We start from the raw sequence: 20939 nt of genomic DNA on the forward strand, positions 1-20939 counted from the left end.
CTAAACATTCTTTGGCAATTGCACGGGCGAGGACTAGCATGAACCGCATTGGACGATACCGTCCGCTGTGTCTCCACGGAAAACTCCATGCAATACAAAGGATACGAAGTCGCGCCGTCCGCGCATGCACTGCCGAGCGGCCTGTATGCCGCGAATCTCACCATCGAATGCGACGTGGCGCTGCACGGACCGTCTTTCAGGTTCGATGCGCTCGACTACTTCTTCGAAGCCGATCACGCCGTCGCCTACGCATGGCGATGGGCGCGGCTCTGGATCGACAACCACCTCAAGCAAACGCGTCATGACGCTTGACCCGGGACCGGCCGGACATCCGACGGCCAGCGTTTGCTTGCGGCGATCCGCTCCGGACTTTGCGTGTGCACGTTTGGGCGCTGCTTCTCGTTGTGCCAAATCGCCGGCATCGCTTTCGATCTGAAAAATGGTTGGTTCCCCCGATCCCCTCGTGCCGATAGGCTGCGTGCTTCGCCAGCGCTAATGTCCAGCGACAGCGCACGGCAACAAACGAAGGAATCTCGACAATGAAAAACAGGATCTGGGGCGCAGTGCCTGCCGCACTGTTGACGGCACTTCTCTTCGTGGCGGCGAACGCCGCGCATGCGGATCGTCTGGACGATATCAAGCGAGCGGGTGTGCTGCGCGTCGCGGCATTCGACAGCAATCCGCCGTTCGGTTTCGTGGACCCGAAGGACAATCAAATCGTCGGGCTCGATGTCGACTATGCGCGCGCCGTGGCGAAAAGCCTCGGTGTGAAGCTCGAAGTCCAGCCGACCAACCCCGCCAACCGCATCGCATTTCTGAAGTCGGGCAAGGTCGATCTGGTATTCGCCAACTTCACGATCACCGATGACCGCAAAAAGGAAGTGGATTTCAGCACGCCGTATTTCGCATCCGGCACCCAGTTCATTGCGAAGAAGGGCGTATTGAAGTCCCCGGATCAACTGAACAGCCTGCGTATCGGCGCAGACAAGGGCACGACCAACGAGCAGCAGGTGCGCGCGAAATTCCCGAACGCGACCATCGTCGCATACGATGACACGCCTTTCGCTTTCGCCGCGCTGCGCACGGGCAACGTGCAGGCGATCACCCAGGACGGTCCGAAACTGGTCGCATTGCTCGCGCGCGCCCCGGACAAGGCGAACTACGAGATTTCCGCTTTCACGATATCGAACGACTACGAGGGTGTTGGCGTGCCCAAGGGCGAGACGCGTTTGCTCGACGTGGTGAACGGCACGCTGACGCATCTGGAAACCGACGGCGAAGCCGCGCAGATTTACGACAAGTGGTTTGGCCCGAAGAGCGCGGCGCCGTTGCCGCGTCTCTTCAAGATCGGCGATCCGCAAAAGAACAGTTGAGCGCTGCGACGGTCTTCAGGGTTCATGCCGTAGCCCCTTGAGCGCCGTGAACCCTTCTTGTTCCTCTTTGCCTGATTCATGCATAACTGGCTTGAACCGAAGTATCTCGCGTGGCTCGAACAGGGTTTCCTCGTTACGCTGATGCTGTCCGCCTGCGCGGCGTCGTGCGCGACGCCGCTGGGTTTTCTGCTGGCGGTTGCGCGCACGGCCCGCACCGGGGCGGTCGCGCGCGCGGCGGCGCTCTACGTGTTCGTCTTCCGCAATTCGCCGCTGCTCGTACAACTGCTGTTCTGGTATTTCGGTGCGGCGGCCGTTTTGCCTTCCGGCTGGATGACCTGGCTTAACGCGCCGCACATGGCAACGCTTGGTCCGTTGCCGCTACGCTGGCCGAGTTTCGAGCTGTTCGCGGGCTGGGTCGGACTGACCTGCTACACGACGGCGTTCATCGGCGAAGAGTTTGTGGCCGGCATGCGGGGCGTGAGCCGCGGCCAAGCCCAGGCGGCTGCCGCGCTTGGCATGAGCCGTTACACGACGCTGCGCCATGTGATCCTGCCGCAGGCGTTGCGCATCGCGACGCCGCCGCTCGCCGGCCAATACATGAACGTGATCAAGAACTCCTCGCTGACGATGGCGATAGGCGTCGGGGAACTGTCGTATATGTCGCGCCAGGTCGATACGGAAAGCTTCAGGACATTTCAGGCATTCGGCACCGCCACGGTGTTCTATGTATTGGCCATCGCGGTCATCGAGGTCGCGCTGGTGCTCTGGCAACGCACCGGCCAGCGCGGCGTGCAGCGAGGTCGCGCATGAACGGATTCGACTGGCTTCCCGCGCTGCGTTATCTGATGCTCGGGGCGTTTCCGGCAGGTCCCCTCGGAGGCGTTGCGCTGACGATCGCGCTCTCGGTGGTGTCCGCGCTGCTCGCGGCGCTGATTGGTCTCGCGGGCGGCATTGCCCTCGCCATGACGCGCGGATTCGTCCGTGCCGCGCTGACTGCCGTGGTCGCGTTCTTTCGCGCGATACCCGTGCTGATGCTGATTTTCTGGACCTTCTTCCTCATGCCGATCCTGCTGCATGTCGACGTTCCGGGCCTTGCGACCGTCGTATGCGCGCTGGCGCTGATCGGCGGCGCATATCTGTCGCATTCGGTCTACGCGGGCATTTCGTCGATCAGCGACGGGCAGCGGCAGGCAGCGCTGTCACTTGGTTTGACGCGCTGGCAGAGCCTGCGCGAGGTGATCCTGCCGCAAGCCGTGCGCGTGATGATGCCGTCGTTCGTCAATCAGTGGGTGGCGCTGGTCAAGGACACGTCGCTGGCCTATATCGTCGGCGTGCCGGAATTCACGTTTCTCGCCAATCAGCTCAACAATCGTCTGCTGGTGTATCCGGCGCAGATATTCCTGTTCGTCGGGCTCGTCTATCTGCTGCTGTGCGGTGCGCTGCAGTGGATCGCCAACGCGCTGCTCGCCGTTGGCGCGCCGCCCGCGCGCAAGGCCCGGTAGCGGCTCATTAGAGGCCCAATCGCGGTTGTTTCGCCGCAGCGTCGCCCGGCATGCCGAGCGGGCGGCGCGGGCCGCTGCGATCGAGCGTGCTCCCCGTGTTTCATCGCTTATCCTCTTCGCGGGCAAGCCGGCGGTTACGCGAGGTCGGTCAGCGCACCGTCGCGCGCGACGACGTGTCCGTTCGACACAACCAGCTTGCGCCTGGGCCGTGCCACCACCGCATGGGCAATCGTTTCGGCGTCCACCAGCACGAGATCGGCGCGCGCGCCGGCGTGCAGGCCGTAATCGGCGAAGCCGCAGCCGCGCGCGGCTGCGGCGCTCACGCAGTCGAACGCAATTGCCAGATCGTCGTCGCGCCGCAGGTCGTAGCGCAGGCCGATCAGCATCGCGCGTTCGAGCATGTCGGGTACGCCATACGGGGTCCACGTATCGCGTATGCCGTCGTTGCCCCCGAAGATCGTGATGCCCATTTCGCGGCACCGCTTGAGCGGCGGGACGGGCCGCGACGGCGGCGCGCTCGTGAGCAGCGCCACGTCGAGGCGCGCGATGCGCTCGAGCAGCGCCTGCGGTTCCGGCAGCGCGCCGAGGCAAAACGCATGGCTGACCACGACCTGTCCCTGCATGCCCGTCGCCTCGACGCGATCGAGCAGCAGCTTCAGCGTGAAGGCGCCGATGTCGCCCGGCTCGTGAAGATGGATATCGATGGGTTTTCCGTACCGCTTCGCCAGCGCGAAAGTGGCGTTCAGCGAGCCGACCGGATCGCCGTCGATCAATGCGGGGTCGAGCGCGCCGAGCACGTCGGCGCCGGCCGCGAGCGCGCTGCCGAGCAGATCCTCCGTGCCGGGGCGAATCAGCATGCCCGACTGCGGAAACGCGACGATCTGCATGTCCAGCACGTCGCGCAGCGCGTGGCGCGTTTCGAGCACGCCTTCGAGGTAGTGCAAGCCCGCGTCGGTGTCGATGTCCACATGGCTGCGAAGGCGCGTGGTGCCCGCCGCGAGGAAGGCGCGCGCGAGCGCGAGCGATTGCGCACCTGCATCGTGCCCGGCGGCCTTGCGCCATGCGCGCTCGTTCTCGATGCGGTCGACGAGATTCGGGCCGACCTCGTTGCGATACCACGCGCGGCCCCAGTGGCTCTTGTCGAGGTGCGTGTGTCCTTCGACGAAGCCTGGCAGCAGCAGCGCGCCGCCGCCATCTTCGATTGCGGCGCCGGGCGGCGGCGCAACATTCGGACCGGGCGCTTCGATGCGTCCGTTCACGACCGGGACGGACACCGGCGAGCCATCGGGCAAGCGGACGTTAGAGAGCAGGAGAGGGCGGGCAGCAGAGGTCATGCCGATTCCATGGTAGTGGTCATGGGAGTCTCGCAGCGCGCTGCGAGGCGCTGATGACGCTGAACGCCAGCGTTGGCCAACTCCGCAGAAAGGGTACGCCGAACGGCACGGGCGCACCACCGCGGACAAGCGCGTCAAGGGACTGCCGCGGACTTGTCTCGCATGCCGGGGACGCCCTGAAGCAAGGCCGCTCGCGGGCGACGGGCAGTTTCGATATTGGCCCGCGTGTGTCCCGCGTGTGTCCATTACGCGCGCACGCGCGTCACGTCGATGCAGAAGTCATGGACCGCAGCGACCATCTGATGCAGCCCCGGCTGTTCGAGCGGATAGTGCCCGGCGTTTTCCAGCATCGTCACCTTCACGGGCACACGCTTGATTCTTTGCAGGAACAACTGGCTCAGATGCAAGGGGGTCCAGCGATCCTGCGCGGGCTGTGTCAGCAGGATTGGGCATACGTCGAAATCTTCCGGCTCGATAGCCGGCTGATAGCCCGTGTAGCTCGCCAGAAAACGCATGGTCACCCACTTTCCGGCCGACGTTTTGTCCGCCATGCAGGCCCTCAGCGCAGCGGGATCGTTGACGAGCGCGCGCATCTTGCTCGCCGCGGCCATCGGCATGCGTAAGCCCGCGAGCGGCGTGCGCGCGGTCAGTGCCGCGAATGGCCCGCCGACACGGCTCATGAACCGGTTGTACGCGGTTTCGTCACGAACCTGCTGGATGCGTTGATCGAGAAAGGTCATGCCGACAATACCGCTGACTTTCCCGTTCTTCGCCGCGACGTGATACGTCTCCATGCCGCCCGCGCTCAGCCCGTAGAGCACGATGGGCCGGTCGTCCCTGGCCAGTTCCCTGTCGACCAGATCGCTTCCGGCCTGTACCCAGTCGTCGTACCGGACCGGCATGCCGCCGCCCACCTGCGTCAGTCCGTATTCCGGCATGTCGATCGCTATGGTCTCGAAGCCTTTGCGGGCAAGCGGAGCGCCGAGAATGGTCGACATCTGCCGGCCGTTTGTCCCGACTCCGTGAAAGAGAATCACCTTCAGCGGCGCGCCGGCATTGCGGTAGCAATCGAGATGAATGCGATGAGCGCCCCACGACCACCACTCTTCCCGCGGCTCCTGCGACGGCTTCAACTGAAACTCGACGGGGAGAAAGCCTTGAATCTGCCTCCAGTTTTCCTGTTGCGCATAGGTCGTCATGGGGTCTCCCGTTGAAAGGCAGGGTTCGCGTTGGGGATGGGATAGAATCAAACAAATGTCGGATACAAATCTAACTTATGTCGGATTCAAAATCAAGTCTCGCTAGCCGGGTGACACGTCGTCGTCCTGTCCAGGAGCGTTCCATGGCTCGCATGGCCAAGGTGCTCGAGGCGGCTGAACGGATGCTGGAAGCCGTCGGGCCGGAGAAAACGTCGATACCTGCTCTCGCCGAGGTGACCGGCGTGCCGCGCGCGGCGATCTATCCGTTTTTCCCGGACAAATACGCGTTGTTCTCGCACCTGGCCCTGATGCACATGGAGGGGTTGACGAAGGCGCTCGCCCATTTGGCCGAGGAGACGACGCGCGACTGGCGGGTTTGGGTGGAGGCCGCGATCGGCGTGGCGGCCGGCTACTACAACGCGCATCCGGCCGCGAGCATCCTGTTGTTGCGCGGCTCGTTTTCCGATACCGACCGCGCGGCGCACGAATCCAAGAATGCGACGCTCGGAGCGCTCTTTCGCGCGAGGGCCGCGAGCATGGGCGCGCTCGCCGCGCTGCCCACGACGCCCGACGCAGCCACGATCGGTCTGGAAATCGCGTTTGCCTGCATGAAGCATGGCTATGCGACGGAAGGCCGGGTGTCGCCGGAGATTTGTCGGGAGGCCTCGCGCGCGGTCATCGCGTATCTCGCATCATGGGATGAGCAGGGATAGCCGCTAATCCGTCGAGCCGGTGCGCCGTGGGCCGCGCCAGGGTGAGGGGAGGAAAAAAGCCGCTGGTCGTGAGAGCAGCGGCTTTTCTTGCGACAGATGCGAATGAGGGAAGCGTGTTCCGTTCGCGCTTGCGTTTATTGGCGCCTCGTTGTCGTGTCCGATTGCGGTTATTGGTCGGCTGGCGAAACGACGCTCGGGGTCGCGAGCGAATTGTTGCTCTTCGGACCGCTGGTGTGGGACGGTGGACCGGGGTTCGTGCTCTGCTGCAGAGGCGAGTTCGGTGGTGACCCGGAGCCCATGCCGCTGTCGGAATTGGCGGCTCCGGGCGCGCCATAGCCGCTCGTTGCCCCGTTCGTCGGGTTGGTCGCCGGGCCGACCGTGCCGCCCTGGCTCGGCGAACCGCCATCGCCGACCGCCTGTGCATTCGCCTGTGCATAAGCGCCGCCCGACAGGGTGAGTGCGGCGACGGCCGCGATCAATGCGCTGCTTGCCTTGTTCATGATCGGTTCCTCCTTGGCCGGATTGGAATATCACGCAGCCAATCGCTGCGCGTCTGACCATGAACTAATTCAGCAATTACCGTACCGCGGGCTCTTGTCCGCACTGCCCCGAGGTACGTCGCCGCGCTGGGGGCACCAAGGCCGATGCCCCATGCAGGCTCGCCGCATGTCACATCATGCCGCCGCTGGCGCCGGCACTGCCCGTGCCGGAAGACGGCGCGGACGTCGCGGTAAGCGGGTGGGCGAGACCCGCCGCGGACAGCAGAGAGACGGCCGTCTGGTCAGGCATGCCATTGGCGTCAATCGCTCCTGCTGCTGACAGTGCGTCCAGATCGCCGTCGACGCCTGCTTGCCCGACCGTAAAGGTCGTCGTTAGAAACACCGGCGCCGTCAGCGTGACCGCATAGCGCTGCTCGAGATTCGTGACGACTGCCGATTGCGCTGCCTGCGCGTCGGCCTGGTTCGCCAGCACCTGCTGGAACTGCGAACTGGTCGGGAACCCCGCTATCAAACCGCTCTCGCTCGTGCCGAGCTGCGACGCGATGTAGACGAGCATCAGTTCGGTCTCCGGCGTCGTATTGAAGGCGCCGCCGGCAAATGCCAGGGAATGCAGGCTCGTGCCACCGGAGGTCACGGTGAGGATGCAGGGCGGCGTGGCATTGAACGTGATCGTGTAGCGTCCGCCGGCGTCGGACGAGGTGGAGCCCGAGCCCTGCACGCAACTGAAGGCGATCGCCGCGTTGGCGAGCGCATGACCGGTGGCGGCCGTGCCGGATATGGCGACATTTGGCGTCACGTTTGCGCCGCCGCAATTGTCGAGGCCGATGCAGGCATTTCCGCCGCAAGCAGTGAGCGTTGCGAGGGAAGCAACGCCGATTGCAGCCAGCACCGGACGAGCGAAACACGCGTAGTGGGTGTCCATGGTTGCCTGCCGTTGGTGGATCGGGTTGGGGCAATGGGTTCCATTGAGCGGACCGAGGCCATGCGCGATTCTAGCGCCGCCTGGCATCGCGACCGTTTTGCGCGTCGATCGCATGCGCCGGTGTGGTCGGTTGCTGAATGGGGTTCGTCGGCTCGTCGAGAGGCGAAGGTCGAGTGCGCGCGGCCCCGGCGGCGCTCAGCCCTGGGTTTAGGCGTGGAAAAGAATGTCGTTATCCCTGGTGCCGCCCGTTTTCTGACGACCGTTCCGGCGCGAAAGAAAAATAGCAGGCATAGCGCGGCGGTGCGTCATCGCCCGAGTGTGCGGCCGACTAGTGCATAGCGGCCCGCCAACCAGAGGCGCAAGCGCGCATCGGGCCGCGAGCGGTTCAGGGATGTTTTGAATGGACGCCGAGCAACTGACGGTGGCGCGCTTCGGTTTCGTCATCGGCGGGGAACATGCATTCCAGCCGCAGTTCCTGTGCCACAACGGTTTGCGGTGCGCCCACGATCGTGACCATCGAAAAATAGCGAAGCACGACTCCCTCGCTGACGAAACCCAGCGGAATGACCGGCATGACGGGCGCGGCGCTCGGCTCATGATGCGTCTTCCAGTCGTGCGGAACGTCTGGATAGGCAAGCAGTTCGTCGAGCAGCCGCCTCGTGCCCGCGTCGACCATGTGGCCGACCGATTCCCGATACACGCGTTGCAGCAAGCTTCGCGAGACCGTATCCCAGTCGGCCACGAATGGACGCATCCCCTGTGGATCGAAGATCAGGTGAAGCATGTTGCGAGGACCTCCGCGCGAGGCCATGTCGATGAAACAGTCGAAGAAGCGCGGCGCTGCGTCGTTGGTCATCAGTACGTTCCAGTGGCGATCCATCACGATCGCCGGAAACGGCTCATGCTGGCGAACGACACGTTCGAGCGCGCGAACGACGCCATGCATCTCCTGCGCGTTCCATGGCGCCTCCGAATACATGGGCGCGTAGCCGGCGGCGAGCAGCAGGGCGTTGCGCTCGCGCAGCGGCACGTCGAGCGTCTGTGCGAGTGTCAGCAGCGTTTCCCGGCCCGGCACGCTGCGTCCGCTTTCGATGAAGCTGATCTGACGCTGCGAGACGCCGGCCTCGAGCGACAGATCGAGCTGACTGACGCCACGCACGTCGCGCCAATAACGCAGCAAGTCACCGAGTTCGCCTGGCAGTGCTTTCGGATCAGGGCGGGCGGCGTTCATTGGATTTCGCTAATCCAGGTGATGAATGGACCGGGTTCAGCGTTCGGGCGCATGCCACGCGAACGCCTCGAACCGTGCTTCCAGCGGCGGCCGGGTTACGTTGCTCGTGTAGTTCGTAATCGTCGATGCGGCAACCACCGCAATGACCTCGAGTATCTGCTCGACGCTGAACCCGGCTTCCAGAAAGCGCTTCTGATCAGACTCGCCCAGCCGGCCGCGCTTTTCCATGAGCGTGCGCGCCAATGCCGATAGCGCGGCCAGTCCGGGGTCATCAGGCAAGACGCCGTTCCGGATCGCATCGACATCGGCGGGGCGCACGCCCTCCTTCAACGCGAGCGCCGTGTGAAACGCGACCGGCCATTCACTGGCGTTCGTGACCGCGTTGGTCAGCAACAGTGTCTGAATTTGCGGCTCGGTCAGACTGCTCGCATGCACGCGTTCGAACAGGCCGATGAAACCGTTGATCAACACCGGCGACGCCGCCATTGTGGCCGCGATGTTCGGGACGACGCCGAACGTCTGTTGCAGTTGCTGGAGCACGGGCCTGGATTGTGCGGGAGCGGATTCGATCGTGTGAACAGGATAGCTGGACATGGTATCTCCTTGGCGGCGAGCGCTGCCGGAATGGCGCGTGACAGCCGAAGAGTAGAAGCGGTCATGAGTTGCGCCAATTACATGCCATGTAATCAACGCTGCGAAGCACCATGGCCGGCGGCATGTGAGCCGTCGTGCAAGGCGACCTCCTGCGATTCGCAACGAGCCCCAAAAAAAGCGCCCGCACGGCGCGCTTTCACATGCAATCCGCGAGGAGCAGTTCGTCACGGCCGCTTGTCGCGCTGCGCCGCCGACGTGAAATCGAAGCTCGCGAAACAGCCGTCCTGGTACCGCTGCGCCACTGGATCGAGCGGGTTCTTTTGCGCCAGAATCCCGGCCGCCCAATCTTCCGCGTTCTGCGTCGGCTCTTGGCCAAGATGGCGGTATTCGGTGGGCTTTGGCAGGCAACTGCCAATGTGCACGTTCACGGTCTCGATGCCGTGCCTGTTCCAGTAGAGGCGCGCGAGCGATTCGCCCCACGCCTTGGAAAGACCGTAGAAGCCGCACGGGCACACAAGCACCGGGGTGATAACCAATACAAAAAAACTATTTGCACAAAGTTGTAAAGCAAATAACGAGATGACGGGGATTTCCCCCAATCGGCATGCGTCCTTCGATGCGCGCGTTCGGCGGTGCGGACCTCGGCGTGCTTTACGTCACGACGATCTGGCCGCCAGCAAGCTGGGAAGCAGGACGGCCTCGTGTTCGCCATCGACGCAGGCGTGCGTGGATTGCCGGAACCCGATTTCGCAGGTTCGCTGCGCGCGGCTGTTTGACTTTTTTCCTCTGTGCCTTCACAGCAGCGCGCGACCGAAATCGGTCTGCGGCGGTCCGGTTCGACGTCGCGGTACGTGGTCACGACCCGGACGCTTGCGCGGGCGTGCAAGGCAAAGTGGCAGCAAATTGGTAAAGCGGGCTCGAACGGGCTTCAAACTGGCTGAAACAGGCGTGAAACGGGCGCGGAACGGGGCCGGCCAAGTGCACGGGAACGCCGTCGGTACGCCATATGACTTACAATTGACGACACTCCTGACAACCCAAATGCATCGTCCGATCATGCCTGAGCAGAAGGCGCCGAATATGCCGGCGCGGATTTACAGCGATATCCTCAACCGCATCATCGAAGGTGAATACAAGGAAGGGGAGCGCTTGCCGACCGAGCACATGCTCGCGGAGCACTTCGCGACCTCGCGCCCGACGGTGCGCGAGGCGCTCGCGCAACTGCGCGCGGACGGCATCATCGCCACGCGCCACGGCTCCGGCACGACGGTCATGCGGCGCCCCGACCCCGACGTGCGCCGCTTCGCGCCGCTCGAAACGTTGTCGGACATTCGGCGCTGCTACGAATATCGCGTGGTGGTCGAAGCGGGGGCGGCCTCGCTGGCCGCGCAAAAGGCCGATGACGCGGACATCGCCGCCATCCGGCGCGAGTGCGACAACCTGCAGACCATCATCGAGACATCGGGTATCGGCGCGAAAGACGACTTCGCGTTTCACATGGCCGTGGCGCGCGCCTCGAAGAACCAGTTCTTCATTGCGGCGCTCTCGGGCATCCAGGAGCAGATGGTGTTCAGCATGAATCTCTCGCGAAATCTCTCGCTCGTGAAGTCGATCGAGCGGCAGCGTCTCGTCCAGGGGGAACACCTCGAAGTGCTCGAAGCGATCCAGGCGCGCGACGCCGAGCGCGCCTCGGCAGCCATGCGCGCCCATCTCGAGCGCGCTGTGAACCGCATGTTCGGTTCCTGAGTTTCCCGATCCGGCGCGGGCCGTGCGCATGCGCTGCTTCGCGTCGCCGATGTCCCGCCAGTCGGCGTTTTTCCCTCGAAACGACAAACGGGCGTGGGCCTCGCATTGCACGAGAACCACGCCCGTCTTCTTCAGCCGGGTCTGGAGGGCGAGCCGCCCCCCAGTGGAAACGGAAGCAGCTTACGCAGCCTGCTTGACCGCGCGCGCCGACGCTTGCGCGACGGCCTTCGTCGCGGCCTTGCCGGCGGCATCGAAGTTGCTTTCCGCAAATTCGACAGCCTGCTTCGTAGCCTTGTTCACCGACGAGTACGCGCTGCTGGCGGCGTTCAGCGCCGACTTGATCGCGGCGACAGCGGCTTCCGAGCCGGCCGGCGCGTTCTTCGCGGCGTTGTCTACGAACGATTCGATCGCGCGTTGCTGCGACTCGTACTGCGACTGGGCGGCGGTGGCGAATTCAGCCTGCGCGGCCGAAACAATGCCGTAAACGCTGCGGCCATAGGCCAGCGCCTTTTCGGCGGTGGGCTGGGCGGCGCCGGCCTGCACGGCGAAGAAACCTTGCGGGTCCTTTGCCGAAAGCGCGCGCTGCGCGTGTTCCTGGCTTTCGGCGAACGCCGAGCGGGCCGTTTCGATGTTGAGTTCGGCGAGCTTGATCGCACCTTCGAATGCCTTGCTCGTCAGACCGAAGAGCGTTTCGAGGCCAGCTTTCTGGGTTGCGGCGAACTGTTCGGGGGTCGGCAGGTTCATGTCGTCTTTCCTGTAGGGGGACGCTACGCGTCGGCTCCGGTTGCGAAAAAAGGGAAAACTTTCGGATCGATCACCGGTTCGCGCAGAGAAGGTTTTGTGCGATGCAGCAATCGACTTCATATTAACCCAGCCATAATTCGTGTCAAGTGATTTTTGTGCGTCGCAGCAATTATGTAAACGCCTGATTCTTTGCTGGAAATTTCCAGTGCCGGGAAATGCGGGGTGCGGGATGCGGACCCGCGCGCCTGGCGCCGGCTTTCGTCCGACCAGCCGCCGTAAGAACCGGAACGGTGGCGGCGCTTTTACGCACGTTCCCTTTCCCTTGGCGATCGACGACAACCCCTGCCTCCAAACTGGCGCGCTTGCCATCTGGCGGATTCGGCGGCGTCAGGGACGGGGGCGCATAATGCGCGGGTCGCCGCTCGGGCCGCGTTGGACACGCCCTGCGGCGTGCGGCCCGCGGCGGGAATAAACGCGCCGCGCCGCGCGTTATCCCCACTGTTCCGCTACGGCAGGCTCATGTGAAAACTTCCCTTTCCGCCGAATCCGCTTTCGCCGATCCCGCTGCCGGCGCGCAGAAATACACGCGGGTGGCGGTGCTATTGCACTGGTTGATCGCGCTACTGATCCTCACGAACGTCGTGCTCGGCCTTACCGCCGCGTTGCTGCCCGACGGCGCGCTTTCGGACATGGCCATTCGCCTCGTGATCGACACGCACAAGTCGATCGGCATCACCGTGCTCGGCCTCGCGATCCTGCGTCTGCTGTGGCGCGTCACGCACCGGCCGCCGCCGCTGCCCTCCGAATTCCCGGGCTGGGAGCGCGCCTCGGCCCATGCCGCGCACCTTGCGCTTTACGTACTGATCTTCGCGATGCCGCTGACGGGCTGGCTGCACGACTCCGCCTGGGTCGCCGCCGCTTCGCATCCCATGTCTCTCTACGGCCTCGTGCCCTGGCCGCGCATCGGCTTCATCACGAGTCTCGATCCGGCCACGAAGGAACAGTTGCACAACCAGTTCGGCGCGCTGCATACGGCGTGCAGCTATGCGCTCTACGGCGTGCTCGCGCTGCACGTTGCGGGCGCACTCAAGCATCAATGGATCGACCGTCATTCGGTGCTGCGCCGGATGATGCCGTGAGCAACACGCGAGGAAACGACTTGAATAACACGCTTGAAGAGGCGCTGGCCCGCACGTCGCCGCGTCTCGTCCCGCCTCCCACGCCCTTCGCGAGCATCGTGATTCATTTGAGCGTCATGGCGCTCTGGGTCGTGTTGTTCGCGCGCGCGTTCTTTCTGCAAGGCGTGGTCGCGTGGTCAACCGGCATTGCCTACGTGGTCTACGACACGGTGTTGCTGTTGTTCGTCGCGTGGAAGGCGCGCGTGCTGCTTGCGCCGGCTGCCGTGTCGCGCGCAGGCGAAAGCGCCCACGCCGGCGAGGCGAAGCTGCCGACGCTCGGCGTGATCGTCGCCGCGCACAACGAGGCCTCGGTGCTACCGATCACGCTCGATGCGCTCTTCGCGCAAACCCGCGCGCCGCAGCAGATCGTGATCGCCGACGACGGTTCGACCGACGGCACCGGTGCGCTGCTGGCCGGACGCTACGGCCTTGTCGAACCGTGCGAAGGGCAGTTGAGCGCGCCTTCGCTGCAATATCCGAACCTGCGCTGGCTGAAGCTCGCGCACGGCGGCAAGGCGCGCGCGCTCAACGCTGCGTTGCTTGCGATCGCAACGGAAGCGGTCATGACCGTGGACGCCGATACGCTGCTCGACCCCGGCGCCTGCGCCGCGATGGCGAGCGCGTTTGGCGGCGAGCCCGAGCTGGTCGCGGCGGCGGGCCTGCTCACGCCGGTTTGCGACCATACGTTGAGCGGACGCTTCTTCCAGTGGTTCCAGACCTACGAGTACATCCGCAATTTCATCTCGCGCTTTGCGTGGATGCGTGCCGACAGCCTGTTGCTGGTCTCCGGCGCGTTCGCCGGTTTTCGCCGCGATGCGGTGATGGCCGTGGGCGGTTTCGATGCGGACTGTCTCGTCGAGGACTACGAACTGATACACCGTTTGCGCCGTTACTCGGCGCGCAAGGGACTTGGCTGGGATGTGCGCGTGCTCGGCGCAGCCCGCGCGCGCACCGACGCGCCCGGCACGCTTGCGAGTTTTCTGCGCCAGCGCCGCCGCTGGTTCGCGGGTTTCCTGCAGACGCAGTACTGGTATCGCGACATGACGGGCAATCGTCTGTATGGAAAGCTCGGCCTCATGATGCTGCCCGTCAAGGCGTTCGACACCGTGCAGCCTGTTTATGGACTGACGGCGTTTGCGCTGTTGATCGGCTTTTTGTTCGACGGCCGCTTCACGATCGTGTTGCCGGTGCTGGGCGTGATCGTCGGCAAGATTGCAATCGACCTCGCATTTCATTTGTACTCCGTCCATCTTTATCGCCGCTGGAGCGGGGATCGCACGCATTCGAGCTTCGGTATGGCGTTTCTCGCCGCCATCTTCGAGCCGTTCTCGTTCCAGTTGATGCGCCACAGCGGCGCGGCGCTCGGCTGGTTGCATTTTCTGCTCGGGCGGCGCAAGTGGGGTGTGCAGCGGCGCACGGGACTGGCGGCTGCGCACAGTCGCGAAAGTGCGGCGTCTCAATGACCGGAATGCGGCGCTCGCGCGCCGTACTTCGCGCAAGGCATTCGCGCGAAACGCGGGTTCGCTCGGCGCGCTCCTTGCCGATCCCTCGTGGATCGAGTGGCGTCTGCATGCGCCGGGCGCGCCCGGTGCACCACCTTGAGGCGCGGATGCGGCGCTGACCCGACGCGCGCCATGTCGATACCGCCGATCCTGTCCGCCCTGCACCAATCGAGCGCATGAAACAAGGTCGCTTGCCGTGGCATACCCCTTGCTTTTTCGCCTGTACCGCAGCGCACGGCGCATTCCGCTTCAATCATGAGACGAAACGCGGCACGCCGCTGCACGCAGTCGCATTCACGCGCGAGAACGAACCGATGCAAGTCCATGACGAGATGCGCGAAGAGGGCGCAGTGCGCCCGCACTACGAACGCTTTCAGTACTGGCTGGAGAGGCAGACCGGCGAGACGATGGCGCGCAAGCGCGCCGAGGCGGACTTGCTGTTCCGGCGGGTCGGCATCACGTTCGCGGTGAACGGCGACCTCTCCGGCACCGAGCGGCTGATTCCCTTCGACCTCATTCCACGCATCTTTCCCGCCGACGAATGGGCGTTGCTCGAACGCGGGCTGCGCCAGCGCGTGCAGGCGCTCAATCTGTTCCTTCACGACGTCTATCACGAGCGCAACATCGTGCGCGCGGGCGTGATTCCCGCCGGACAGGTCTATACGAATGCGCAGTATCGCCCGGAGATGCAGGGCATCGACCTGCCGCTGGGCGTCTATGCGCATATCGCGGGCATCGATATCGTGCGTGACGGGCGCGATGGCGCGTTCTATGTGCTCGAAGACAATCTGCGCGTGCCCTCCGGCGTGTCGTACATGCTGGAGAACAGAAAGATGATGATGAGGCTCTTCCCCGAGCTGTTCGTCCTGCACAAGGTGGCGCCCGTCGCGCACTATCCCGATCTGCTGCTCGATACGCTGCGCTCGGTGGCGCCCGACGGCGCGGACGATCCGACCGTGGTGCTGCTCACGCCCGGCATGTACAACTCGGCGTATTTCGAGCATACGTTCCTCGCGCAGCAGATGGGCGTTGAACTGGTGGAAGGCAAGGACCTGTTCGTGGAGGATAACTACGTATTCATGCGGACGACACAGGGGCCGCGCCGCGTCGACGTGATCTACAGGCGCGTGGACGACGACTTTCTCGATCCGCTCGCATTTCGCGCGGACTCGGCGCTCGGCGTGCCGGGACTCCTCACGGCATATCGCGCGGGCCGCGTCGTACTCGCAAACGCCATGGGCACGGGCGTGGCCGACGACAAGTCGATCTATCCATACGTGCCCGACATGATCGAGTTTTATCTCGGCGAAAAGCCGATCCTGAAGAACGTGCCGACCTGGCAATGCCGGCGGCCCGACGATCTTGCCTGGACGCTCGAACACCTGCCGGATCTCGTCGTGAAGGAGGTGCACGGGGCAGGCGGCTACGGCATGCTGGTCGGGCCCGCTTCGACACGCGCGGAAATCGAGGCGTTTCGCGCGCGGTTGCTCGCGCGTCCGGGCAACTACATCGCACAGCCCACGTTGGCGCTGTCGGCTTGCCCGACCTTTGTCGAGGCGGGCATCGCGCCGCGCCATATCGATCTGCGACCCTTCGTGCTTTCCGGCAAGACGATTCAAATGGCGGCGGGCGGTCTCACGCGCGTTGCGCTGAAGGAGGGCTCCCTCGTCGTCAACTCGTCGCAGGGCGGCGGGACCAAGGACACATGGGTGCTCGAATAATTTCACCGGCCATGCCGCACGTTCAAGACGAGGTCCGATCATGCTGAGCCGCACTGCCGATCATCTGTTCTGGATGGCCCGCTACATGGAGCGCGCGGAAAATACCGCGCGCATGCTCGACATCAATCTGAAAGCGCTGCTGCTGCCGGGCAGCGCCGACGCCGAAGCGCGCACGCATCGCGCGGTGCTGCGCATCTCCGAACTGGAGCGGGCGTTCGACGCGCGCCACGAGGAAACGACGAGCAGCAACGCGCTCAAGTTTCTCGTTGCGGACCCAACGAATCCTTCGAGCATCTATTCGTGCCTGCAGGCGGCGCGCGAAAACGCACGCGCGGTGCGTGGCACGCTCACGACGGAATGGTGGGAAACGATCAACGACACCTGGCTGCAATTCGCGGAGCGTCTGCGTGGCGGCGAACTGGAGGCGCATCCCGATGCGTTGTTCGAGTGGGTGAAGTTCCGCTCGCATCTGTCACGCGGCGTGCGCTTCGGCACGGCGTTGCAGGACGATTCGCTGTTTTTCACGCAGCTCGGCACGTTCCTCGAGCGCGCGGACAACACGGCGCGCATTCTCGACGTGCGTTTCGTCGAAGTGGAGAATGCCGATTCGCGTTCAGCTGCGCGGCAGCTCGAGGACTTCTATTACTGGACTTCGATTCTCAGCTCGGTTTCGGCGCTCGAAATCTATCGCAAGGTTTATCGCGACGTAGTGACGCCCGCACGCGTGGTGGAACTGCTGATACTCAACCAGCAAATGCCACGCTCGCTGCTGGCGTCGCTCGACGGCGTCTGCGCGAATCTCGCGATGCTGCGCACGGAGGCCTCGCGCGAAGTCGAGCGTACGGCCGGCAAGCTGCGGGCCGAACTGCTCTATGCGGACCTCAGGCAGATCTTTTCGATGGGCGTGCATACGTTCCTTACGCAATTTCTCGCGCGCGTGTATGAACTGGGCAATCAGGTTGCGCGCACCTATTTGATGTTGCCGGTGAGTTAGCGCGATCCAGCGCTTATCGATATCCGAATCGTCTCGTTGGAGGAATGACGTCATGCAGCTCGCCATCCGGCACGACACGGTCTACCGCTACGAAGCGCCCGTGCATTATTCGATCCAGCAATTGCGGCTTTCGCCGCTCACCACGCCCACGCAGATCGTCACGCAATGGCACATCGATGCGCCGGGCAAGCTCGATGCCGGCCGCGACGCCTATGGCAACGCGATGATGACGCTGGTGCTCACGCGTCCTCATACGGAAATCCGCCTGCGCGTGCGCGGCGAAGTGGAAACCGTGGCGCTTCCCGACGGTCGCCTGTCCGAAGGCGAGGGCCCGGTGCCGATGCATCATTTCACGTCGCCCACGCGGCTCACCGAGGCGGACGAGGCCCTCATGGAGTTTGCCCACAGCCTGGCGCCGCTCGACGACACAGCGGCGGTCCTCCAGGCCGCCGAGCGCATCGCCGAACGCGTGCGCTACGAGTCGGGCGTCACGGACGTGACACATACGGCGGCGGACGCGCTCGCGCTGGGCCGCGGCGTGTGCCAGGATCACGCGCATGTGATGCTGGCGGTGTGCCGCGCGCGTGGCGTGCCGGCGCGCTACGTGAGCGGCTATATCGATCCCGGCGACGTGCCCGGGATGGCGAGCCACGCGTGGGTCGACGTCTGGCTCGACAACGGCTGGGTGACGGTGGACGTCACGCATGCCTGTTTCGCCAGCGAAAAATATTGCCGGATCGCGGTAGGGCGCGACTACGACGCTGCCGCGCCGGTTCGCGGCAGCCGCGTAGGCGGGGCCGGGGAGACGCTCGACGTCAGCGTGCACGTGAGCACGCAGCAATCGCAGCAGTAGGTATGCTCCGATAATAAAGTAACAAAGACCGGGATGAGCAAGGAGGCACATGACGTACTGTGTGGCAATGGCAGTGGAAGAAGGACTGGTGTTTCTTTCGGATACGCGCACGAACGCGGGTGTCGATCACATCAGCACGTCGCGCAAAATGGCCGTGTTCGAGGAGCCCGGCGAGCGCGTGCTCGTGCTGCTCGTCGCGGGCAATCTGGCCATCACGCAGGCCACGCTGCAAGTCTTGACCGAACCGCAGGACGCGGCGCGCCCCACGCTCTGGAACGTGCCGACCATGGTCGAGGCCGCGCGCGTGGTGGGCGAGGCAGTGCGCGAAGTGCATCGGCGCGATGCGGAGGCGCTCAAGACCTTCAACGTCGATTTCAACTGCAGTTTCATTCTGGGCGGCCAGATCGGCAGCCTGCCCATGCGCCTGTTCCAGGTCTACGCAGCCGGCAATTTCATCGAGACGTCGAGCGTGAATCCCTATTTCCAGATCGGCGAGTCGAAGTACGGCAAGCCGATCATCGACCGCGTGCTTACGCCGTATACGCCGCTTGACGAGGCCGCGAAATGCGCACTCATCTCCATGGACTCGACGCTGCGCTCGAACCTCTCGGTCGGTTTGCCGCTCGATCTGCTCGTGTACGAGCGCGATGCGCTGCGCGTTACGCGATACGCTTCGCTCGATCAGTCGAATGCGTATTTCCAGATGATTCATTCGACGTGGGGCGCGCGCTTGCGCCAGGTGTTCGGCGAGATTCCGGACCCGCTCTGGGCCGACGAAGGCAACGTGCCGAGGCACGAGCGCACGACGTTGCCTAGCGCCCCGCGCCCCGCGCATGATGGCCACGTGCCCGAGCCGCGCCCCGCGCAAACGCTCGCGCAAGCCCAGCCGAACGCGGCGGCAAACGCGCCGCGCATGCCGCGCGATGGCTGACAGCGCCGCTTCGGAACCGGGCTCGCCAACCTCTCGCATGGCCTGCCGGTAAAGGAACCGGTATCCTCCTGCGTAGCATTCGCGGCACGCCGCGCGCACCGTCGCGCGTCCCCTCGACAGGACAAAGGAGGAAGGCTGATGAAGCAGACCGACGACCCGAAAAGCGGGCACCCCGAGGAACACACCGTTCCCGGCGGCCCGGAAGATCCCGCGCGCCGGCGCGTGCTCGGCGGCCTCGCGGCGGTTGGCGTCGGCCTCGCGCTCGGCGGTTGCCAGACGCCGGAGCAGAGCGCGGCGGCCGCGACGCGCAGCGCCGCCGATTCCCGCGTCGATGCCGCGCTGCGCGATCAGGTGCGCCAGATCGTCGTGATCTATGCGGAGAACCGCAGCTTCGTGAACCTGTACGGCAACTACCCGGGCGTCCAGATGCCGCTCGCCAGCGTAAGCGCCGAACGCTACGTGCAGTTCGATCGCGATGGCAAGACGCCGCTGCCGCAGTTGCCGAAGATCTGGGGCGGTCTCGTGCCCCAGGCGCAGGAGCTCGACGGCAAGCGCTACATGATCGCCGAACATGCGATCATCGGCCTTCCGAACCGGCCGTTTCGTATCGTGGATGCGCAAGGCAATCCGTTGCCGAATGGCGTCATCACACGCGACCTCGTGCATCGTTTCTATCAGAACCAGATGCAGATCAACGCGGGCCGCAACGACCAGTTCGCCGCATGGGGCGACTCGGGCGGTCTTGTGATGGGGTACTACGAGAATTCGGCGCAGACCTTGCGGCTCTGGAACATCGCCCGGCAGAACACGCTGTGCGACAACTTCTTCATGGCGGCTTTCGGCGGCTCATGGCTCAACCACATCTTCCTGATTTCCGCGCAGGCGCCGCACTACGCCGAGATCGAGGCCAGTGCCGCGAAGCATCTCGCTTCGGTGGTGGAGGGCGACGACCCCAGGGGCACGCGCCTGAAGCTCGCGCCGAACTCGCCGGCTTCCGCGCTCGACGGGCCGCCGAAGTTCGTGAACGACGGGCTGTTCACGCCGGACGGCTATGCGGTCAACACCATGGCGCCGCCTTATCAGCCGAGCAACGTGCGCCCGTCTGCGGACGGCAATCCCGCGCTCGCCGATCCTGCCAATCCGCGCGTGCTGCGCCCGCAGACCTATGCGACGATCGGCGACCGGCTCTCCGCGAAAGGCGTGGACTGGGCCTGGTACAGCGGCGCCTGGCAGTACGCGCTCGATCATCGCGACACGGGCGCGGTGCCCGACTTCCAGTATCACCATCAGCCGTTCAACTACTTTGCGAACTTCGCGCCGGGCACGGCCGAGCGGGCGCGTCGTCTGCGCGACGCGGGCGTGGGCGACGACCCGGCCACGAACCGTCTGCTCGCGGACATCGACGCCGGGCGCTTGCCCGCCGTCACGTTCTACAAGCCCCAGGGCAACCTGAACATGCACGCCGGCTACGCGGATGTGGAATCGGGCGATCGCCACATCGCGACCGTGATCGAGCATATCCAGCGCGGTCCGCAGTGGGCGAACACAGTAATCGTGGTGACGCACGACGAAAACGGCGGCTGGTGGGACCCTGTTGCGCCGCCGGCGGGCGACCGCTGGGGCCCCGGCTCGCGCGTACCCGCGCTCGTCATCGCGCCGTTCGCGAAGAAGGGCTACGTCGATCACACGTTCTACGACACCGTTTCCATCCTGCGTTTCATCAGCCGCGTGCACGGCCTCGCGCCGATCGACGGCGTGGCCGCGCGTGACCAGGCGTTCGTTTCGCGCGGGCAAACGCCGCCCGGCGATCTCACGGCGGCGCTCGACCTGGCTTGAGCGCGCGCTTCGTGTGGCGACGGCGGCACCCGGAAAGCCCCACGTTGCCTTCCGGTTGCCCATATG

The 20939-nt window shown here is 64.6% G+C and carries 20 protein-coding genes and 1 pseudogene; 13 read left to right on the forward strand and 8 right to left on the reverse strand.

The window, feature by feature from the left end:
- The first annotated feature begins 87 nt into the window (after positions 1-87).
- The 4 genes from BLU17_RS11250 to BLU17_RS11265 all read left to right on the forward strand — a co-directional run bounded on the left by BLU17_RS11250 (position 88) and on the right by BLU17_RS11265 (position 2875).
- Positions 88-312, forward strand: coding sequence for a hypothetical protein (locus tag BLU17_RS11250; RefSeq protein ID WP_091996806.1), 225 nt, complete (start codon positions 88-90; stop codon positions 310-312).
- Between the two features lie 227 nt (positions 313-539).
- On the forward strand, positions 540-1373 hold the full coding sequence (locus BLU17_RS11255; RefSeq protein ID WP_091996807.1) for an ABC transporter substrate-binding protein: 834 nt from the start codon (positions 540-542) through the stop codon (positions 1371-1373).
- Between the two features lie 78 nt (positions 1374-1451).
- Positions 1452-2183 (forward strand): amino acid ABC transporter permease, encoded by a 732-nt coding sequence (locus BLU17_RS11260; RefSeq protein WP_091996808.1) that lies wholly within the window; start codon positions 1452-1454, stop codon positions 2181-2183.
- The gene (locus BLU17_RS11265) at positions 2180-2875 is read left to right on the forward strand and encodes an amino acid ABC transporter permease (protein ID WP_091996809.1); all 696 of its coding nucleotides are present in this window, start codon (positions 2180-2182) and stop codon (positions 2873-2875) included. Before BLU17_RS11260 ends, BLU17_RS11265 begins: the two co-directional genes overlap by 4 nt.
- 134 nt (positions 2876-3009) lie before the next feature.
- Here BLU17_RS11265 and BLU17_RS11270 read toward each other — a convergent pair whose 3' ends face one another.
- Together BLU17_RS11270 and BLU17_RS11275 are read right to left on the reverse strand one after the other, a co-directional pair.
- Positions 3010-4209 carry an amidohydrolase family protein gene (locus BLU17_RS11270; RefSeq protein WP_091996810.1) on the reverse strand — a complete coding sequence of 400 codons (1200 nt, stop codon included), beginning with the start codon at positions 4207-4209 and terminating at the stop codon, positions 3010-3012.
- Positions 4210-4454: 245 nt separating this feature from the next.
- On the reverse strand, positions 4455-5408 hold the full coding sequence (locus tag BLU17_RS11275) for an alpha/beta hydrolase (protein ID WP_091996811.1): 954 nt from the start codon (positions 5406-5408) through the stop codon (positions 4455-4457).
- Positions 5409-5560: 152 nt separating this feature from the next.
- Between BLU17_RS11275 and BLU17_RS11280 the strand changes: the two genes are divergently transcribed.
- Positions 5561-6121, forward strand: a complete 561-nt coding sequence (locus BLU17_RS11280) for a TetR/AcrR family transcriptional regulator (RefSeq protein WP_218137000.1) — start codon at positions 5561-5563, stop codon at positions 6119-6121.
- A 167-nt stretch (positions 6122-6288) separates the two neighbouring features.
- Here the strand turns inward: BLU17_RS11280 and BLU17_RS11285 are convergent, their stop codons facing one another.
- From BLU17_RS11285 to BLU17_RS11305, 5 genes and pseudogenes are all read right to left on the reverse strand, one after another.
- Positions 6289-6621 carry a hypothetical protein gene (locus BLU17_RS11285; RefSeq protein WP_091996813.1) on the reverse strand — a complete coding sequence of 111 codons (333 nt, stop codon included), beginning with the start codon at positions 6619-6621 and terminating at the stop codon, positions 6289-6291.
- Between the two features lie 169 nt (positions 6622-6790).
- Positions 6791-7543: a hypothetical protein gene (locus BLU17_RS11290; RefSeq protein ID WP_091996814.1), complete on the reverse strand. Its 753-nt coding sequence runs from the start codon at positions 7541-7543 to the stop codon at positions 6791-6793.
- A gap of 385 nt (positions 7544-7928) precedes the next feature.
- On the reverse strand, positions 7929-8774 hold the full coding sequence (locus BLU17_RS11295) for a helix-turn-helix domain-containing protein (RefSeq protein ID WP_091996815.1): 846 nt from the start codon (positions 8772-8774) through the stop codon (positions 7929-7931).
- Positions 8775-8810: 36 nt separating this feature from the next.
- Positions 8811-9368, reverse strand: coding sequence for a carboxymuconolactone decarboxylase family protein (locus BLU17_RS11300; RefSeq protein ID WP_091996816.1), 558 nt, complete (start codon positions 9366-9368; stop codon positions 8811-8813).
- A 224-nt stretch (positions 9369-9592) separates the two neighbouring features.
- Positions 9593-9877: pseudogene (locus BLU17_RS11305) on the reverse strand (NAD-dependent epimerase/dehydratase family protein); the annotation flags it as partial.
- Positions 9878-10448: 571 nt separating this feature from the next.
- Between BLU17_RS11305 and BLU17_RS11310 the strand changes: the two are divergent.
- Complete coding sequence (locus tag BLU17_RS11310) at positions 10449-11114, forward strand: FadR/GntR family transcriptional regulator (protein ID WP_425434083.1); 666 nt, start codon at positions 10449-10451, stop codon at positions 11112-11114.
- Between the two features lie 180 nt (positions 11115-11294).
- Here the strand turns inward: BLU17_RS11310 and phaP are convergent, their stop codons facing one another.
- A complete protein-coding gene (gene phaP / locus BLU17_RS11315; RefSeq protein WP_091996819.1) occupies positions 11295-11858 on the reverse strand; it encodes a TIGR01841 family phasin in 564 nt (187 codons plus the stop codon).
- 521 nt (positions 11859-12379) lie between these two features.
- Between phaP and BLU17_RS11320 the strand changes: the two genes are divergently transcribed.
- The 7 genes from BLU17_RS11320 to BLU17_RS11350 all read left to right on the forward strand — a co-directional run bounded on the left by BLU17_RS11320 (position 12380) and on the right by BLU17_RS11350 (position 20873).
- On the forward strand, positions 12380-12997 hold the full coding sequence (locus tag BLU17_RS11320; RefSeq protein WP_091996820.1) for a cytochrome b: 618 nt from the start codon (positions 12380-12382) through the stop codon (positions 12995-12997).
- 20 nt (positions 12998-13017) lie between these two features.
- Entirely contained in the window at positions 13018-14499 is a 1482-nt protein-coding gene (locus BLU17_RS11325; RefSeq protein ID WP_091996821.1) for a glycosyltransferase family 2 protein, read from the forward strand.
- A 353-nt stretch (positions 14500-14852) separates the two neighbouring features.
- The gene (locus BLU17_RS11330; RefSeq protein ID WP_091996900.1) at positions 14853-16259 is read left to right on the forward strand and encodes a circularly permuted type 2 ATP-grasp protein; all 1407 of its coding nucleotides are present in this window, start codon (positions 14853-14855) and stop codon (positions 16257-16259) included.
- Between the two features lie 40 nt (positions 16260-16299).
- Complete coding sequence (locus tag BLU17_RS11335) at positions 16300-17253, forward strand: alpha-E domain-containing protein (protein WP_091996822.1); 954 nt, start codon at positions 16300-16302, stop codon at positions 17251-17253.
- A 52-nt stretch (positions 17254-17305) separates the two neighbouring features.
- Entirely contained in the window at positions 17306-18106 is an 801-nt protein-coding gene (locus tag BLU17_RS11340) for a transglutaminase family protein (protein WP_091996823.1), read from the forward strand.
- Positions 18107-18155: 49 nt separating this feature from the next.
- A complete protein-coding gene (locus tag BLU17_RS11345; protein WP_091996824.1) occupies positions 18156-19037 on the forward strand; it encodes a proteasome-type protease in 882 nt (293 codons plus the stop codon).
- A gap of 138 nt (positions 19038-19175) precedes the next feature.
- Positions 19176-20873 carry an acid phosphatase gene (locus BLU17_RS11350; protein WP_091996825.1) on the forward strand — a complete coding sequence of 566 codons (1698 nt, stop codon included), beginning with the start codon at positions 19176-19178 and terminating at the stop codon, positions 20871-20873.
- Positions 20874-20939: the final 66 nt, after the last annotated feature.

It is taken from the genome of Paraburkholderia lycopersici, assembly GCF_900096975.1.
GTDB lineage: Bacteria > Pseudomonadota > Gammaproteobacteria > Burkholderiales > Burkholderiaceae > Paraburkholderia > Paraburkholderia lycopersici.

Excerpts from the sequence above, each read along its gene's own strand:
- BLU17_RS11285 (WP_091996813.1), bottom strand. The coding sequence starts at position 6,621 with ATGAACAAGGCAAGCAGCGCATTGATCGCGGCCGTCGCCGCACTCACC.
- BLU17_RS11295 (WP_091996815.1), bottom strand. The coding sequence starts at position 8,774 with ATGAACGCCGCCCGCCCTGATCCGAAAGCACTGCCAGGCGAACTCGGT.
- BLU17_RS11290 (WP_091996814.1), bottom strand. The coding sequence starts at position 7,543 with ATGGACACCCACTACGCGTGTTTCGCTCGTCCGGTGCTGGCTGCAATC.
- BLU17_RS11350 (WP_091996825.1), top strand. The coding sequence starts at position 19,176 with ATGAAGCAGACCGACGACCCGAAAAGCGGGCACCCCGAGGAACACACC.
- BLU17_RS11265 (WP_091996809.1), top strand. The coding sequence starts at position 2,180 with ATGAACGGATTCGACTGGCTTCCCGCGCTGCGTTATCTGATGCTCGGG.
- BLU17_RS11340 (WP_091996823.1), top strand. The coding sequence starts at position 17,306 with ATGCAGCTCGCCATCCGGCACGACACGGTCTACCGCTACGAAGCGCCC.
- BLU17_RS11260 (WP_091996808.1), top strand. The coding sequence starts at position 1,452 with ATGCATAACTGGCTTGAACCGAAGTATCTCGCGTGGCTCGAACAGGGT.
- BLU17_RS11335 (WP_091996822.1), top strand. The coding sequence starts at position 16,300 with ATGCTGAGCCGCACTGCCGATCATCTGTTCTGGATGGCCCGCTACATG.
- BLU17_RS11280 (WP_218137000.1), top strand. The coding sequence starts at position 5,561 with ATGGCCAAGGTGCTCGAGGCGGCTGAACGGATGCTGGAAGCCGTCGGG.
- BLU17_RS11330 (WP_091996900.1), top strand. The coding sequence starts at position 14,853 with ATGCAAGTCCATGACGAGATGCGCGAAGAGGGCGCAGTGCGCCCGCAC.
- BLU17_RS11300 (WP_091996816.1), bottom strand. The coding sequence starts at position 9,368 with ATGTCCAGCTATCCTGTTCACACGATCGAATCCGCTCCCGCACAATCC.
- BLU17_RS11310 (WP_425434083.1), top strand. The coding sequence starts at position 10,449 with ATGCCGGCGCGGATTTACAGCGATATCCTCAACCGCATCATCGAAGGT.
- BLU17_RS11255 (WP_091996807.1), top strand. The coding sequence starts at position 540 with ATGAAAAACAGGATCTGGGGCGCAGTGCCTGCCGCACTGTTGACGGCA.
- BLU17_RS11250 (WP_091996806.1), top strand. The coding sequence starts at position 88 with ATGCAATACAAAGGATACGAAGTCGCGCCGTCCGCGCATGCACTGCCG.
- phaP (WP_091996819.1), bottom strand. The coding sequence starts at position 11,858 with ATGAACCTGCCGACCCCCGAACAGTTCGCCGCAACCCAGAAAGCTGGC.
- BLU17_RS11270 (WP_091996810.1), bottom strand. The coding sequence starts at position 4,209 with ATGACCTCTGCTGCCCGCCCTCTCCTGCTCTCTAACGTCCGCTTGCCC.
- BLU17_RS11345 (WP_091996824.1), top strand. The coding sequence starts at position 18,156 with ATGACGTACTGTGTGGCAATGGCAGTGGAAGAAGGACTGGTGTTTCTT.
- BLU17_RS11275 (WP_091996811.1), bottom strand. The coding sequence starts at position 5,408 with ATGACGACCTATGCGCAACAGGAAAACTGGAGGCAGATTCAAGGCTTT.